General features: G+C 60.3%; 12 protein-coding genes, 1 other RNA gene and 1 pseudogene. 10 read left to right on the top strand and 4 right to left on the bottom strand.

The features are described 5' to 3' along the window. Nucleotides 1–7 precede the first annotated feature (7 nt). Both AC1DUP_RS10490 and ssrS read left to right on the top strand, forming a co-directional pair. Nucleotides 8–385, top strand: a complete 378-nt coding sequence (locus AC1DUP_RS10490) for a cell division protein ZapA (RefSeq protein WP_113295361.1) — start codon at nt 8–10, stop codon at nt 383–385. 59 nt (nt 386–444) lie between these two features. After that, nucleotides 445–603, top strand: a non-coding RNA gene (ssrS, locus tag AC1DUP_RS10485) — 6S RNA. 54 nt (nt 604–657) lie between these two features. Here the strand turns inward: ssrS and AC1DUP_RS10480 are convergent. Next, on the bottom strand, nt 658–1,215 hold the full coding sequence (locus AC1DUP_RS10480; RefSeq protein ID WP_477832622.1) for a GrpB family protein: 558 nt from the start codon (nt 1,213–1,215) through the stop codon (nt 658–660). A 55-nt stretch (nt 1,216–1,270) separates the two neighbouring features. Next, complete coding sequence (locus AC1DUP_RS10475) at nt 1,271–2,167, bottom strand: LysR family transcriptional regulator (RefSeq protein ID WP_477832621.1); 897 nt, start codon at nt 2,165–2,167, stop codon at nt 1,271–1,273. Between the two features lie 115 nt (nt 2,168–2,282). Between AC1DUP_RS10475 and AC1DUP_RS10470 the strand changes: the two genes are divergently transcribed. Together AC1DUP_RS10470 and AC1DUP_RS10465 are read left to right on the top strand one after the other, a co-directional pair. Beyond that, nucleotides 2,283–3,476 carry an MFS transporter gene (locus AC1DUP_RS10470; protein ID WP_113295364.1) on the top strand — a complete coding sequence of 398 codons (1,194 nt, stop codon included), beginning with the start codon at nt 2,283–2,285 and terminating at the stop codon, nt 3,474–3,476. Between the two features lie 25 nt (nt 3,477–3,501). Continuing rightward, the gene (locus tag AC1DUP_RS10465) at nt 3,502–4,332 is read left to right on the top strand and encodes an aldo/keto reductase (protein WP_477832724.1); all 831 of its coding nucleotides are present in this window, start codon (nt 3,502–3,504) and stop codon (nt 4,330–4,332) included. 38 nt (nt 4,333–4,370) lie between these two features. On the opposite strand, the pseudogene AC1DUP_RS10460 reads toward AC1DUP_RS10465, so the two are convergent. After that, nucleotides 4,371–5,178 (bottom strand): annotated as a pseudogene (locus tag AC1DUP_RS10460) (NAD-dependent epimerase/dehydratase family protein). 118 nt (nt 5,179–5,296) lie between these two features. Beyond that, nucleotides 5,297–5,629: a metalloregulator ArsR/SmtB family transcription factor gene (locus AC1DUP_RS10455; protein ID WP_113295366.1), complete on the bottom strand. Its 333-nt coding sequence runs from the start codon at nt 5,627–5,629 to the stop codon at nt 5,297–5,299. Nucleotides 5,630–5,685: 56 nt separating this feature from the next. On the opposite strand from AC1DUP_RS10455, the gene AC1DUP_RS10450 reads away from it, so the two are divergent. The 6 genes from AC1DUP_RS10450 (at nt 5,686) to AC1DUP_RS10425 (ending at nt 14,217) form a co-directional block, all read left to right on the top strand. Then, entirely contained in the window at nt 5,686–6,168 is a 483-nt protein-coding gene (locus AC1DUP_RS10450; protein ID WP_113310260.1) for an SRPBCC domain-containing protein, read from the top strand. A gap of 11 nt (nt 6,169–6,179) precedes the next feature. Then, a complete protein-coding gene (locus AC1DUP_RS10445) occupies nt 6,180–6,536 on the top strand; it encodes a VOC family protein (protein ID WP_477832620.1) in 357 nt (118 codons plus the stop codon). A gap of 232 nt (nt 6,537–6,768) precedes the next feature. Next, on the top strand, nt 6,769–7,794 hold the full coding sequence (gene gnd, locus AC1DUP_RS10440) for a phosphogluconate dehydrogenase (NAD(+)-dependent, decarboxylating) (RefSeq protein ID WP_113295369.1): 1,026 nt from the start codon (nt 6,769–6,771) through the stop codon (nt 7,792–7,794). 146 nt (nt 7,795–7,940) lie between these two features. After that, nucleotides 7,941–10,016 carry a mechanosensitive ion channel family protein gene (locus AC1DUP_RS10435; RefSeq protein ID WP_477832619.1) on the top strand — a complete coding sequence of 692 codons (2,076 nt, stop codon included), beginning with the start codon at nt 7,941–7,943 and terminating at the stop codon, nt 10,014–10,016. Nucleotides 10,017–10,231: 215 nt separating this feature from the next. Beyond that, entirely contained in the window at nt 10,232–12,838 is a 2,607-nt protein-coding gene (gene mprF / locus AC1DUP_RS10430) for a bifunctional lysylphosphatidylglycerol flippase/synthetase MprF (protein WP_477832618.1), read from the top strand. Then, on the top strand, nt 12,835–14,217 hold the full coding sequence (locus AC1DUP_RS10425; protein ID WP_113508398.1) for a virulence factor family protein: 1,383 nt from the start codon (nt 12,835–12,837) through the stop codon (nt 14,215–14,217). Before mprF ends, AC1DUP_RS10425 begins: the two co-directional genes overlap by 4 nt. Nucleotides 14,218–14,230: the final 13 nt, after the last annotated feature.

The following is a 14,230-nucleotide window of genomic DNA, read 5'->3' as shown; positions in this document are numbered from 1 at the left end:
TGATGACATGGCGCAGGTAACGGTAACGATCGACGGCAAGGCCTATCGCATGGCCTGCGAAGAAGGCCAGGAAGATCACCTGACTGACCTCGCGGTGCGTTTCGACCGTTATGTCGGCCATCTCAAGGGGCAGTTCGGCGAGATCGGCGATCTCAGGATCACCGTCATGGCCGGGATCATGGTCATGGACGAGATCTCGGAGCTGACGCGACGTGTTGCCGGGCTGGAATCGGAGCTGGAAACGCTCCATAGCAACCGGGACACGGTCCTTGCCGCCACCGCTCGCACGGAAGAAGGCATTGCAGTGGCGCTTTCGGAGGTCACGAGCCGTATTCAGGGCATTGCCGACAAGCTGAACGGCCGCACGCCCGCCGAGCTTAATTAATTTGGGAGAGCAGTGCTGACCCACTGGTGCGGTGCTGCAAATGCCCCTATATTCTCTTACGCGGTCTGTGCTTCTCGACAGGAACAATGAATCCTCGGGGCCATACCCGATCCTTAGGGAGCTGTCCCTGTCCAGGCTCGTGGGTCTGGATACACGGCGCCCACCTACTTTCGTAGGCGCCCAGGATCGAAAGTTTCCACCGGTTGTGTGGATCGCGCTTCTCTCTTTCGGCCGGGTTCTTCCCCGTTGCGAGATATCTCCCGATAAGCTCTCTAGTCGCCCGGCGGCTCCGTCCAGCCGGTGAGCTTCGCCCAGTCGTAGGCGCCCTCCATGATAATATCGAATACCGGATCCTTGATGTCGTAATAGGCATTGACGTCATCGGGGAAATAGCCGGCGAGGCGTTGTTTGATCAGCCCGTAGGCCGCGGCGGCCGTCGGATGGGCGCGCAAAAAATCCCGGCAGAGAAGCGGATAGCGTTGATTGAAGCGGCCTCTTTCGCGGATATGCACATTTGCAGCACGGCCGGTGCTCTTGAAGAGCAGCTTTTGCAACTCGCCCTCCGCCAGATCGAGGCCCGGCGGGCAATGGTCGGTCACGCCTGTGCGGCGGATGAAGCCTTCCTGCTCGAAAGCTGTGTCGTTGATCTGATCGAGGGAGACGACGCTGAGCTGAACGTCAATGATATCCTTGGCAGCGAGATCAGGCACGGCGGTGGAACCGATGTGGTGGATTACAACGTCGGCTGGCGCTGCGCGCAGGAGGGCCTGTTTCAGGCCCAGGAAGTCGTCGCTCCAGTTCTGTCTTGGCGGATGAATTTCTATTGGCATGTGAGGCTCGCTATCTTTTCGCCGTGACGGGCCGATGACAGGCTTGATATCCAACCTAGCGGATATTGCTGACCAGGAAATCGATGAAGGCGCGGATGCGCGCCGCCAAGTGCTCGTGACCGGGATAGACGGCGTGGATGAGCTCGATATCCTCCGGATTATAGGCTTCAAGCACAGGTAACAAAGTTCCGGCGTCGATATCCGGCTGCACATGGAATTGGCCGACGCGTGCAAGACCAAGGCCGGCGAGGCAAAGAGTGCGTGCTGTCGGTCCATTGTTGGTTTCAAAGTTGCCGAAAATGGGTCTTACGAAACGATCGCTGCTTTGGGGATCGCGGAACGGCCATTCCGCCGCACCCGCAAGGAAGCTGAAGGTCAGGCAATTGTGACGTTCGAGATCGTCAGGAGTCTCCGGGATTCCCTCCCTTTTCAAATAGTCTGGTGACGCAACGATAATGCGGCGGCTTTCGAGCAGCTTGCGCGCCTTCAGGGAAGAGTCGCGCAAGGCGCCTGAGCGGATGGCAATATCGGCGCGCTCGCCGACAATATCGATGATGCCGTCGTTAAGTGCGAGATCGAGATCCACCTCCGGATAGAGATTCAAGAAATCCGGAACCAGCGGCACGATATAGCGAACGCCGAAGGCGACGGAAGTGCTGACGCGCAGACGTCCCCGCGGCATTGCCGCCCCGCCGGCGGCAACGGCACGTTCCGTCTCCTCGATGTCTGAGAGAATACGGCGGGAGCGTTCGAGATAGATTTCGCCTTCCGGCGTGAGCTGCAAAGCGCGGGTGGTGCGCACCAGAAGACGCGTAGCGAGACGCTCTTCCAGCCGCGTTACGAGCTTGCTGACGGCGGAGGGCGAAAGCCTGAGTTTGCGGCCGGCTGCCGAGAAACTCTGAAGTTCGGCGACCTGCACGAAGACATCCATCTCACCGATGCGGTTGTCCATGACACCCTATCTTGAATTCAATTCACAACTGTTGAGCCATTATAGGCTGTTATCGAGCAGGTGCGCCACGCCCATATTCCGGCCCGAACAAGAATCAAACCATCGGGTTACTCTCATGCCACTTGCTCTCTTTGCGTTGACGATCGCCGCCTACGCGATCGGCACGACGGAATTCGTCATCGTCGGCCTGCTGCCGACGGTTGCCAATGATCTCCACATCACCCTGCCGCTCGCCGGCCTCATCGTCAGCGTTTACGCGCTGGGCGTCACCTTCGGCGCGCCGATCCTGACAGCGTTGACAGGGCGGATCGAGCGTAAGCCGCTCCTGCTCGGGCTGATGGCGCTTTTCGTTATCGGCCACATCATTGCCGCGCTCAGCCCAGGCTACGAAGTGCTCTTGATTGCCCGTGTCGTCTCGGCTTTCGCACACGGCGTCTTCTTCTCCGTCGGTTCCACGATCGCTGCCGATCTGGTGCCGGAAAACCGCCGGGCATCGGCTATCGCCATGATGTTCATGGGCTTGACGGTCGCCATCGTGACCGGCGTTCCGCTCGGCACCTTCATCGGCCAGACCTTCGGCTGGCGTACCACCTTCGGTGTCGTCGCCGGTCTCGGTGTCGTTGCCTTTGCCGGCATCGCCTTGCTGCTGCCATCGAACCTCAAGAAGGCTCCGCCGGCCAGCATCGGCGAACAGATCCGCGTGCTTGCCACCGGTCGCTTGCTGCTCGTCTATGCAATGACCGCGCTCGGCTATGGCGGCACGTTCGTTGCCTTCACCTTCCTCGCGCCGATCCTCGAGCAGATCACTGGCTTTGCCTCCTCGGCCGTTGCCTTGATCCTGATGCTCTATGGCGTGGCGATTGCCATCGGCAATGTCGTCGGCGGGCGCATTTCCAACCGTGATCCCGTCAAGGCGCTGACTGTATTGTTCATCGCCCAGACGCTGGTGCTGGTGCTCTTCGGCTTCACCGCGATTTCACCCTGGCTGACGATCCCAACGCTCGCGATCCTCGGCTTCCTGTCCTTCGCCAATGTGCCGGGCCTGCAGCTCTATGTCGTGCAGCTCGCACGTGAGCTTCGGCCGAATGCAGTCGATGTCGCCTCGGCGCTCAACATCGCCGCCTTCAATCTCGGCATCGCCTTGGGCGCCTGGATCGGCGGTCTGGTCGTCGAATCTCGCTTCGGGCTGGGTGCCACGCCTTTCGTTGCGGCAGCGCTTGTTGCTGTCGCCCTTGGTCTCACCATCAGGAGCGGCGCACTCGACCGCCGCTCCACGCCTGCCGCGGCTGTTGCCGGCAGCGCCGCCTGATCTCTGCGCATTGAAAGGAAACAGCATKAAAATCGTCAGCGCCAATGGCGCCTCCATCCCCACCCTCGGCTTCGGCACGTTCCGCGTGCCAGGTCCTGATGCAGAACGCATGGTCTCGCATGTGCTTGCCACTGGTTATCGCCACATCGACACAGCGCAAATCTATGGCAATGAGGCCGAGGTTGGAGACGGTATCCGCCGTTCCGGTGTCGCCCGCGGTGATCTCTTCCTGACCACCAAGGTCTGGGTCGAGAACTACAAACACGTTGCCTTCATTGCCTCGGTGGACGAGAGCCTGAAGAAGCTCAGGACCGACTATGTCGATCTGCTGCTTCTCCATTGGCCGAACGAATCCGTGCCGCTTGCCGAGCAGATCGATGCGCTGAACGAAGTCGCAAAGGCAGGCAAGGTGCGCCACATCGGCGTGTCGAACTTCAATACCGATCTGATGCGAGAGGCCGTCAAGCTCAGCAGCGTGCCCATCGTCACGAATCAGGTCGAATATCATCCTTATCTCGACCAGACGCCGGTGCTCCGCGCTGCGAGCCAGCTCGATATGTCTGTCACCGCCTACTATGCCATGGCCGACGGCAAGGTGCTGAAAGATCCGCTGCTGCAGGAGATTGCGGCCAGGCATGGCAAGTCGATCGCCCAGATCGTGCTGCGCTGGATCGTGCAGCAGGATGTCATTGCGCTGTCCAAGACTGTCTCGGAAGAGCGGGCGAAGGAAAATGCGGCGATTTTCGACTTCGCGCTGACGGCGGATGAGATGGCGGAGATCCACGCGCTGGCACGGGCCAATGGCCGAATCGTCAATCCGAATGGATTGGCGCCGGTCTGGGACAAGACCGCTTAAGGAAACGGGCGCTTCGGCGCCCGTTTTGCCGTACCGGATCAGCGGCCTTGGAGCGGGTGAGGACCATCCTCAAAGATCTGGTCGTGATAGCCCTTGGACCCGACAATGCGGGCGAGCGGGCTCCTCCAATCCTTGCCATCACGCAGACAATTGAGGACGTGGGAAAAGTCGTATTTTTTGGATTCCAGCCGAGCTCTCGTCGGGCGAGCGTGTTGACGTAGACACGATCGAAGTGCTGGAACATGCTCCAGCCCCGCACGGCATATAGTGCGGTCATGCCAGGGAACAGGCGTCCCACCGTTGCGGTCGCGTCACGGCGCAGGTCGGCGAGATCAGCCTCGGTAAATGGCGCAGTCGCAGAGATGATATAGCGGCCGAAACCGATAGACTGCGCCTTGTCGAGCGCCAGCAGATGGGCATCGACCACGTCCTCGATATCAACGCGGCGACGGGCAGCACATCCTCCGTGACCCAAGCGGCCGGTTCGCTTGCGGCTGGGCGCAGGGCCGCTCCGAAAGCGCTGGTGGTGCTGGTGAAGACGAAGCTTTTCACGCCGATGGCGACCGCCTGTTCGAGAAGATTCAGCGTACCAGAGACACTTGTGTCGACGAAATCCTGATTGCTGTGCGTTCCGACATCCGGCTTGTGCAGGGGTGCGGCATGGATAACGGCGGTGGCGCCTGTTAGCGCAAGGCGGATGAAATCGGCATCGGTGATCGAGCCGGTCATATTGGTGAAAGGCGAGGGCTTGATATCGATTCCGCGCGCCTGATGGCCTTGATCTCTCAAAGTGCGCATCAGCGCTTCACCGAGATGGCCGGCGCTTCCCGTCACCAGTATCGTCATTCTGCGTCTCCAGCCAGATGGCGACGGAGGCTAACAAAGGCAGCTTCGGCAGGACAACCTGCGCACCCAAAGAACATATCCGACGGTGATGGGCAGTACCCCAGGGCAGCAAAGCTCACTAAAGCGAGGGATCGTCGAGTTCGCTTTTCAGCCGGTCCAGGATGGAGAGCGCATGCCCGGCATAGGCGCTGATCCAACGGTCATGGATCTGCTTGATCGGCAGGCTGTTCAGGTGATTCCAGCGCTCCCGGCCTTCCTTCCTGGCTATGACCAGATCAGCTTCTTCGAGCACCTTCAAATGCTGCATGACGGTGCAGCGGTCCATCTCGGGAAAGGCTTCGCAAAGCGCACCGGTTGTGCGGGGTGCATCCTTCAGAAGGTCGAGAATGTCGCGGCGGCGGCGGTGCGCCAACGCCTTGAAAATGGGGTCGTCATCCGATTCGCTTGACATGTTATGTTTTTATAACATAATTGGGCGAGATACAACGGGGAAGAGGAGGAAGTCACATGTCCCTCAATATTCGCGTCTCGGGCCGTATCGGCCGCCCGGTGGCTGATGTCTTCGATGCGGTCGTCAATCCGAAGAGCCTGTCGGGCTATTTCACAACGGTCGGCGGAGCGAGCGCGCCGCTTGTGCAGGGCACGACGGTTACCTGGTGGAAGGATGTGCCGGTCGAGGTGGTCGAGCTCGTGCCCGACAGCAAGATCGTGCTGCGCTGGGATGGCGCCACGGACGAGGAGAAGAAGCCTTATAAGACGCTTGTGGAGATGAATTTCAAACCGCTTGATGATGGTGGCACCATGGTGACTATCGCCGAAGACGGCTGGCGCGAGGATGAGCCGGGGCGGCGCGGAACCTACCAGAACCTGGAGGGCTGGACGCAGATGTTCTGCTGCATGAAGGCCTTTGTCGAATACGGCATCAACCTGCGCGACGGCATGTTCCTCAGCGAGATGCGCGGCGAGCAGGCCAAAGCGCAGGAAGGTTGAGAGGAAGTGCCATGAGCGATTTGATCTATGGCGGCGTCGACGTTGCGATGAAGGTTCCGCCGCATCAGTATGAGGCCACTATTTCCTTTTACCGCGACGTTGTGCAGCTGAAGGAAATCGAAGTGGAGGATGTCTCCTTCGAACTCGGGCCGATCCGGCTCTGGATCGACAAGGTGCCGACCATGAGCCAGGCCGAGCTCTGGCTGGAATTCATGACGCCTGACTTCGACAGCGCCGCAGAGCATCTGGAGAAGGCCGGTGTTCTGCGCTGCGATCCCATCGAGCCGTTGCCCTCCAGCCTCCGTGGTGGCTGGATCCTTAATCCGGCTGGCATCGTTCATCTGGTGCGAGAGACTGGCCGCGGCTGACGGCATCCAAGAGATCCCTCGATGGACATAGATAGCCGCTGATGAGGCGGCTATCTGCTTTTGAAGGGTTGGAATTGCTCTTCAAAGACGGCAAAGTAGGAGGCGCGAGAGGTAGAGCCCTGCGCAAGATGCAACAGACGCATTCGCCTTTGTGACAGAGACTTCGCTTGCCTGTCACGATGCGGGTGCTAATTTCCGGAATCATATCGATTTAAATCCCAGGAGATTTCAGATGCAGCTTGGCATGGTAGGTTTGGGCCGTATGGGCAATTACATGGTCCAGCGCTTGATGCGGGGCGGCCACGAGTGCGTGGTTTATGACGCCAAGCCCGAAAGCGTAACCGAGCTTGTCGGCCTCGGTGCCGAGGGCAGCGCCTCGCTCGAAGAATTCGTCTCGAAGCTCGCGCGCCCGCGTGCGGTGTGGCTGATGCTGCCGGCGGCCATCACCGACAAGGTGATTGCAACGCTTCTTCCGCTACTGCATGACGGCGATATCCTGATCGACGGCGGCAATTCCTACTATCACGACGATATCCGCCGCGGGGCGGAGCTCATCACCAAGGGCATTCACTATGTCGACGTCGGCACCAGCGGTGGCGTCTTCGGCCTTGAGCGCGGCTACTGCCTGATGATTGGCGGCGAAAAGGGCATCGTGCAGCATCTTTCGCCGATCTTCGCGACGTTGGCGCCGGGCGATGGCACCACGGAAGCCTCGCCGAACCGCACGGCTGAAGCTGCGGCTCTCAGCACCGCCGAGCAGGGATTCCTGCATTGCGGCCCGCATGGTGCCGGCCATTTCGTCAAGATGGTGCATAACGGCATCGAATATGGCCTCATGGCCGCCTATGCCGAAGGCCTCAACATTTTGAAGCACGCCAATGTTGGCGCCCTGACGCATGAGGCGGATGCCGAGACGGCGCCGCTCTCCCACCCGGAATTCTATCAGTACGATTTCAACCTGCCGGAAATTTCCGAAGTCTGGCGCCGCGGCAGCGTCATCACCTCCTGGCTGCTCGACCTGACGGCCGATGCGCTGCACAAGGACCCCGTCCTTACCCAATATGCGGGTCGCGTTTCGGACTCCGGCGAAGGCCGCTGGACGATCATGGCCGCCATCGACGAAAGCGTGCCGACGCCGGTGCTGAGTGCCGCACTCCATGGCCGTTTCTCCTCGCGCGACCAGGATGAATTCGCCAACAAGGTGCTTTCGGCCATGCGCGCCGGCTTCGGCGGCCATGCCGAGAAGCCGCACAAATAGGCGAAACATATTGTTCTGATGTGATGAGCCGCCGGCCGCGAGGCCGGCGGCTTTCTTTTGACCATGATCAGCTAGACCGTTTGTTCGTCTGGCTTTTCCGCTGCGGCGCTTGCATAAATGCCTGACGTGCGAAACCGGAGGCGGGCATGCGGCGAATTTCAGCGATCGGCATCTGCAGCATCATGATGCTGCTTTCTCTTTTCAGTGCCGTTTACGCACAGACGACCCCGGCAGCCTCTCCTGATGTTGCGCCGCCGCCTGCCCAGGTGCGGCAGATGATGGAACTGATGCAGACGCCGGAGGTCAAGCAATGGATGGCCACGCAGATGGCGGCGCCTGCGGTTTCTGATGGCAATGACGAGGAGATGTCGGTGTTGTCGGGCCGCCTCCAGCGGGCCCGCCGGCATATCGCCATGGTCTCCGGCGCCGCGATGACGCTGCCGTCCGAAGTTGCCCGTGCTTCATCGCTCTTCGTCGGCGAATTGAGCGCGGCCGGCCCCTTGCGCATGGCCGCGCAATTTCTCGCCATCCTGATCACCGGCTTCATCGTCGAAATGCTCGTGAGGACCGCCGTGCGCGAAAGGCGGGAACGGGCGGCGCAGATGACCGGCACAAGGCTTGCCGCGCGTGTCATCCCCGCTATTGTCTTCGGCCTGGCGACTGGGCTGGTGCTGGTGAGCTTCAACTGGCCGCCGGTCAGCCAGAATATCGCAATCGCCATTGCCATAGCGGTGGTCGTGCAGCGCTTTGCCATTTCCTTCGGCGGGGTCATCGTCGATCTTGTCACCTTGCCGCGTGGGGAAGGGCCGACGGTTGCGGTCGATCACGCCGTTGCGCAATTCTGGTTTCGGCGTTGCGTGCTTTTCGTCATCTATTTCATCTTCGGCTGGGCCGTCCTGCAGTCGATGGAGCCGCTCGGCTATTCGATCGGCGCACGTTATCTGGTCGGCTATGTGCTTGGCATCGGGCTCTTCCTGATCGCGACGGAGGCGGTCTGGTCGCGGCCGGGCAATGAAACACGGCGCAGTCACGCCGCAACCTGGCTGCTGATCCTTTACTTCCTGCTGCTCTGGGGCATCTGGGTGCTCGGTTTTGACTGGCTCCTCTGGGTCTGCATCTATCTCCTGCTGTTGCCGAAGGTGCTTTCGGTGTCGACGCTCGCGGTCAAGTCGTTCCACCAGGCCGAGGCAGGCTTCCTCGCCCAGCGACGCATCGCGACCGTACTGCTCGACCGCGGTGTGCGGGCGGTCATTATCGCCCTCGCGGCGGTCTGGCTCGGGCGAATGCTCGGCGTCGAAACCACCGCGATGATGATGTCGAACGAGACGATGATTAACCGGGTGGCGCGGGGCATCATCGGTGGCGTCGTCATCCTGCTTGCAGCAGACCTGCTCTGGCATCTCGTCAAGGCCTATATTGACGGCAAGCTTGTCGATGCACCGATCGATGGCGCGGTCAGCGACGAGGAGAAGGTCAAGCGCGCCCGGTTGCAGACACTGCTGCCGATCTTTCGAAACATCATCGCGGTTGTCATCGTCGTGATTGGCGCCTTGATGGTGCTGTCGGGCCTCGGCATCGAGATCGGGCCGCTGATTGCCGGCGCCGGTGTTGTCGGCGTCGCGGTCGGCTTCGGTGCACAGACGATCGTCAAGGATGTCATCAGTGGCATGTTTTATCTGTGGGACGATGCTTTTCGTGTGGGCGAATATATCGAAAGCGGCAGTCACAAGGGTGTCGTCGAAGCCTTCAGCCTGCGGTCCGTGAAGCTTCGTCATCACCGCGGGCCACTGACGACGGTGCCTTTCGGCGAACTTGGGGCAGTCAAGAACCTCAACCGCGACTGGACGATCGACAAGATCAGCCTGAACGTGACCTACGACACCGATCTCGTGAAGACGAAGAAGATCATCAAGCAGATTGGCCAGCAACTTCTCGAGAACCCGGAATGGGGTCCCAACATCATCGAGACGCTGAAGATGAAGGGTGTCGAGCAGTTCGGCGAGTTCGCCATCGAAATCCGCCTGTCGATGATGACCAAGCCCGGCGAGCAGTTCGTCATCCGCCGCAACGCCCTAGCGATGATCCGCAATGCCTTCAAGGAAAACGGCATCCAGTTCGCCGTGCCAACAGTGCAGGTTTCCGGCGAGCGGGAACTCGATGCGGATGCCGCCGCCGCTCGCTATGCGGCGCACTCACGCACGCGCGATGAGCCGGCGGCCTGATCTTTTCGGATATGCATCGGGGGCGACGAGAAGCTTACGAAAATGCAATGCATTCGGGCCTGTGTGCTGCGCAAATTTGCCCCAATTGGGGATGAAGGAGGCGGCAAGCGCGGGTGTGGGGTAGCCGCGGCACGGCTTCATAGAGCTTGCATGCCGCGTATGTTACGTCTTTCGAAAGAGATTCCCGCCAGAATGGCAGTTGCAGCAGGTACGAGATGTCGGGTCACGGCAATTTGGAAGAGATTTCAGAGACGGAAGAAGGCTTTTCGCTGCGTGCGCTGTTTCGACGCTACCGGACGCCGTTAACGGCTTTCGCGACGCTTCTCATCTTCTGCCTCGTCGGTTACGCGATCATGCAACTGACGGACGAAGTGCGCTACGACGATGTTGTGGAGGCGCTAGCGGAAACTCGGCTGAGTTCCATCCTGCTCGCCTTGTTATTCACGGCACTGAGCTTTCTGGCGCTCGTCTTCTACGATCTCAACGCCATCGAATATATCGGCAAGCGGCTGCCTTTTCCGCATGTCGCGCTTACGGCCTTCAGTGCCTATGCGGTGGGCAATACCGCTGGTTTCGGTGCGCTTTCGGGTGGAGCGATCCGTTACCGCGCCTATACGCGGCTTGGACTTTCGCCTGAGGATATCGGTCGCATCATTGCTTTCGTGACACTATCCTTCGGCCTCGGTCTTGCTGCCGTGGCGGCGATTGCACTGCTCATCATCGCCGATGAAATTGCGCCGCTGATCAGCGTCAGCAGCCTTTGGCTTCGCATCGTGGCAGCGGTGATCCTGGCGATCCTCGGTTCTCTCATGGTGCTCGGTCGCGACGGCCGGGTGATCGAGATCGGCTCGATCGCCATCCGCCTGCCGGATTCTCGTACCTGGTCGCGCCAGTTCCTGGTCACCGCCTTCGATATCGCAGCCTCCGCCACGGTGCTTTACGTGCTCCTGCCGCAGACGGCGATCGGCTGGCCGGTGTTTCTGGCGGTTTATGCGATCGCCGTCGGGCTTGGCGTGCTGAGCCATGTTCCGGCAGGGCTCGGCGTCTTCGAGACGGTCATCATCGCCTCACTTGGCAGCGCGGTGAATATCGATGCTGTACTTGGCTCGCTGGTGCTCTACCGCCTTATCTATCATGTGCTGCCGCTCTTAATCGCCATCCTTGCGGTCTCGGCCACCGAGCTACGCCGCTTCGTGGATCATCCGGCCGCTTCCAGCGTGCGGCGCATCGGCGGGCGGCTGATGCCGCAGCTTCTTTCTGCGCTGGCGCTGCTCCTGGGCGTCATGCTGATCTTTTCGAGCGTGACGCCGACGCCCGACCAGAACCTCGAATTCCTCTCCAACTATCTGCCTCTACCGATGGTGGAAGGCGCGCATTTCCTCTCCAGTCTGCTTGGTCTTGCGCTAGTGGTTGCCGCGCGAGGCCTGGGCCAGCGGCTCGACGGCGCCTGGTGGGTGGCGGTATTCTCGGCCGTTGCTGCCCTCACGCTGTCGCTGCTGAAGGCGATCGCCCTTGTCGAGGCGGCCTTCCTTGCCTTCCTGGTCTTCGGGCTGTTCGTCAGTCGCCGGCTCTTTACTCGTCATGCCTCGCTTCTCAACCAGGCGATGACGGCATCCTGGCTGATGGCGATTGCGGTCATTATCGTCGGCGCGGTCGTCATCCTGCTCTTCGTCTATCGGGACGTGGAGTACAGCAACGAACTCTGGTGGCAGTTCGAATTTGCGGCGGAAGCGCCGCGCGGTCTGCGCGCTGTGCTCGGCATCACCATCATTTCCTCGGCGATCGCCATCTTCAGCCTGCTGAGGCCGGCGACCTTCAAGCCGGAGCCAGCGGACGAAGAATCGGTACGCCGCGCTGTCGAGATCGTCGAGAAGCAGGATAGTGCGGACGCCAATCTGGTGCGCATGGGCGACAAGTCCATCATGTTTTCGGAAAAGGGCGATGCCTTCATCATGTATGGCCGGCAGGGCCGTTCGTGGATCGCGCTGTTCGACCCGATCGGCGACCATCATGCCGTGCAGGAGTTGGTCTGGCGCTTCGTGGAAGCGGCGCGCGCCGCCGGCTGCCGTGCAGTTTTCTACCAGATCTCGCCGGCGCTGCTCTCGCACTGCGCGGATGCGGGCCTGCGCGCCTTCAAGCTCGGTGAGTTGGCGGTGGCCGATCTGCGCACTTTCGAGATGAAGGGCGGTAAATGGGCGAACCTGCGCCAGACTGCAAGCCGCGCCCAACGCGACGGACTGGAATTCGCCGTTGTCGAACCCGCCGATGTTCCTGCAATCATCGGCGATCTCTCGGCCGTCTCCAATGGCTGGCTCGAGCATCACAATGCCAAGGAGAAGGGTTTCTCGCTCGGCGCTTTCGATCCGGATTATGTGATGTCGCAGCCGGTCGGCGTTCTCAAGAAGGATGGCAATATCGTCGCTTTCGCCAATATCCTCGTGACCTCGGCAAAAGAGGAGGGGACGATCGACCTGATGCGTTTCTCGCCTGACGCGCCGAAGGGGTCGATGGACTTCCTGTTCGTGCAGATCATGGAATATCTGCGCGCCCAGGGTTTTACGCATTTCAACCTCGGCATGGCGCCTCTCTCCGGCATGTCGAAACGCGAGGTGGCGCCCGTCTGGGACCGTATCGGCGGTACGGTCTTCGAACACGGCGAGCGCTTCTACAACTTCAAGGGGCTTCGTGCCTTCAAATCCAAGTTTCATCCGCACTGGCAACCGCGCTATCTTGCGGTTTCCGGAGGGGGCAATCCGATGATCGCATTGATGGATGCGACATTTCTGATCGGAGGCGGATTGAAAGGGGTAGTGAGAAAATGATGAAAAACATACTCTTTGCCGCTGCGTGCGTCAGCATGCTCGCGGCTGCGCCGTCCTATGCTGCGGAAGAAACCACTGATAGTTTCGAGACAGGCCTTATCCCTTCACCGCACATTTTCCTGCCGCAGGGCGAAGTGAAGGGCGCCGTCTTCCTGATCTCCGATGCGGCCGGCTGGGGAGACAATGAAAAGACCGAGGCCGACCGCCTGGTTTCGGAGGGTACCGTCGTCATCGGCGTTGACTTTCCGTCCTATATGGTAGCGCTCAATCGCTACGACGTCAGCTTGAACGATGGCTGCATCTATACGGTTTCCGATATTGAATCTCTGAGCCAGCAGGTGCAGCGCGCCGCAGGCAACAGCCCATATCACCTGCCCATCATCGCCGGAATCGGCGAGGGCGGCGCTCTGGCGCTGGCCATTGCCGCGCAGACGCCCGATGCGACGATCGGTCAGACATTCGCCGTCGATCCGCGCGCAGGTATTCCGCTGACCAAGGAGCTCTGCACGCCGGCGACCAAGCGGGTGGTGGGGGACCGTAGCATCTACGGGCTTAGCGACGGCGCCCTGCCGGACCCTGTTATCGCCACCTTCACGCCTGCGGCCGACAAGGATGGTCGTACCCATGTCGAGGATCTGAAGAAAGTACATGATGCGATCGAAATCCGCGATTCTTCCGACGATGCGCAGACCACGTTTGCCGATACGCTCGATGATCTGGTAACGGCCTCGGGTGCCTTCGACAATCCGCTTGGCCTGCCGCTCGCGATCCTCGATGCCAAGCCGAACCTCGATACGATGGCTGTCATCTATTCCGGCGACGGTGGCTGGCGTGATATCGACAAGGAAGTGGGCGGCATGTTGCAGAAGGAGGGCATTCCCGTCGTCGGCATCGACTCGCTGCGCTATTTCTGGACGGAGAGAGAACCGCAGGAAACGGCCGACGATCTTTCCCGCATCATCGACTTCTATCGCAAGCAGTGGAAGGTGAAGCATGTTCTGCTGATCGGCTATTCCTTCGGCGCGGATATCCTGCCTGCCACCTACCAGCGTTTGAAGCCCGCAGAGAAGGAGACGGTGGCGCAGATTTCGCTTCTATCGCTGTCGCACCAGGTCGACTACGTGATCTCCGTCATGGGCTGGCTGGGTCAGAAGACCGACGGGGCGAGCGGCGATCCTATCAAGGACCTCAAGGGCACCGATCCGAAACTCGTCCAGTGCATCTACGGCAAGGATGATGACGATGATGTAGCGTGCCCTGCCGTCAAGGATGTCGGCGGCGAGGTGATCGAACTGCCGGGCGACCATCACTTCGATGAGAATTACGGTCTTCTGACCAAGACGATCATCGATGGCCTGAAAGCGCGTCTCAAGGGATGAGCATTTCTGTTTT

Source organism: Rhizobium sp. 01L419 (assembly GCF_056400025.1).
Note: the sequence above shows the minus strand (reverse complement) of the source record. Positions and strands in the feature narration are given on the sequence as shown.

Excerpts from the sequence above, each read along its gene's own strand:
- AC1DUP_RS10490 (WP_113295361.1), top strand. The coding sequence starts at position 8 with ATGGCGCAGGTAACGGTAACGATCGACGGCAAGGCCTATCGCATGGCC.
- AC1DUP_RS10480 (WP_477832622.1), bottom strand. The coding sequence starts at position 1,215 with ATGCCAATAGAAATTCATCCGCCAAGACAGAACTGGAGCGACGACTTC.
- AC1DUP_RS10475 (WP_477832621.1), bottom strand. The coding sequence starts at position 2,167 with ATGGACAACCGCATCGGTGAGATGGATGTCTTCGTGCAGGTCGCCGAA.
- AC1DUP_RS10470 (WP_113295364.1), top strand. The coding sequence starts at position 2,283 with ATGCCACTTGCTCTCTTTGCGTTGACGATCGCCGCCTACGCGATCGGC.
- AC1DUP_RS10455 (WP_113295366.1), bottom strand. The coding sequence starts at position 5,629 with ATGTCAAGCGAATCGGATGACGACCCCATTTTCAAGGCGTTGGCGCAC.
- AC1DUP_RS10450 (WP_113310260.1), top strand. The coding sequence starts at position 5,686 with ATGTCCCTCAATATTCGCGTCTCGGGCCGTATCGGCCGCCCGGTGGCT.
- AC1DUP_RS10445 (WP_477832620.1), top strand. The coding sequence starts at position 6,180 with ATGAGCGATTTGATCTATGGCGGCGTCGACGTTGCGATGAAGGTTCCG.
- gnd (WP_113295369.1), top strand. The coding sequence starts at position 6,769 with ATGCAGCTTGGCATGGTAGGTTTGGGCCGTATGGGCAATTACATGGTC.
- AC1DUP_RS10435 (WP_477832619.1), top strand. The coding sequence starts at position 7,941 with ATGCGGCGAATTTCAGCGATCGGCATCTGCAGCATCATGATGCTGCTT.
- mprF (WP_477832618.1), top strand. The coding sequence starts at position 10,232 with ATGTCGGGTCACGGCAATTTGGAAGAGATTTCAGAGACGGAAGAAGGC.
- AC1DUP_RS10425 (WP_113508398.1), top strand. The coding sequence starts at position 12,835 with ATGATGAAAAACATACTCTTTGCCGCTGCGTGCGTCAGCATGCTCGCG.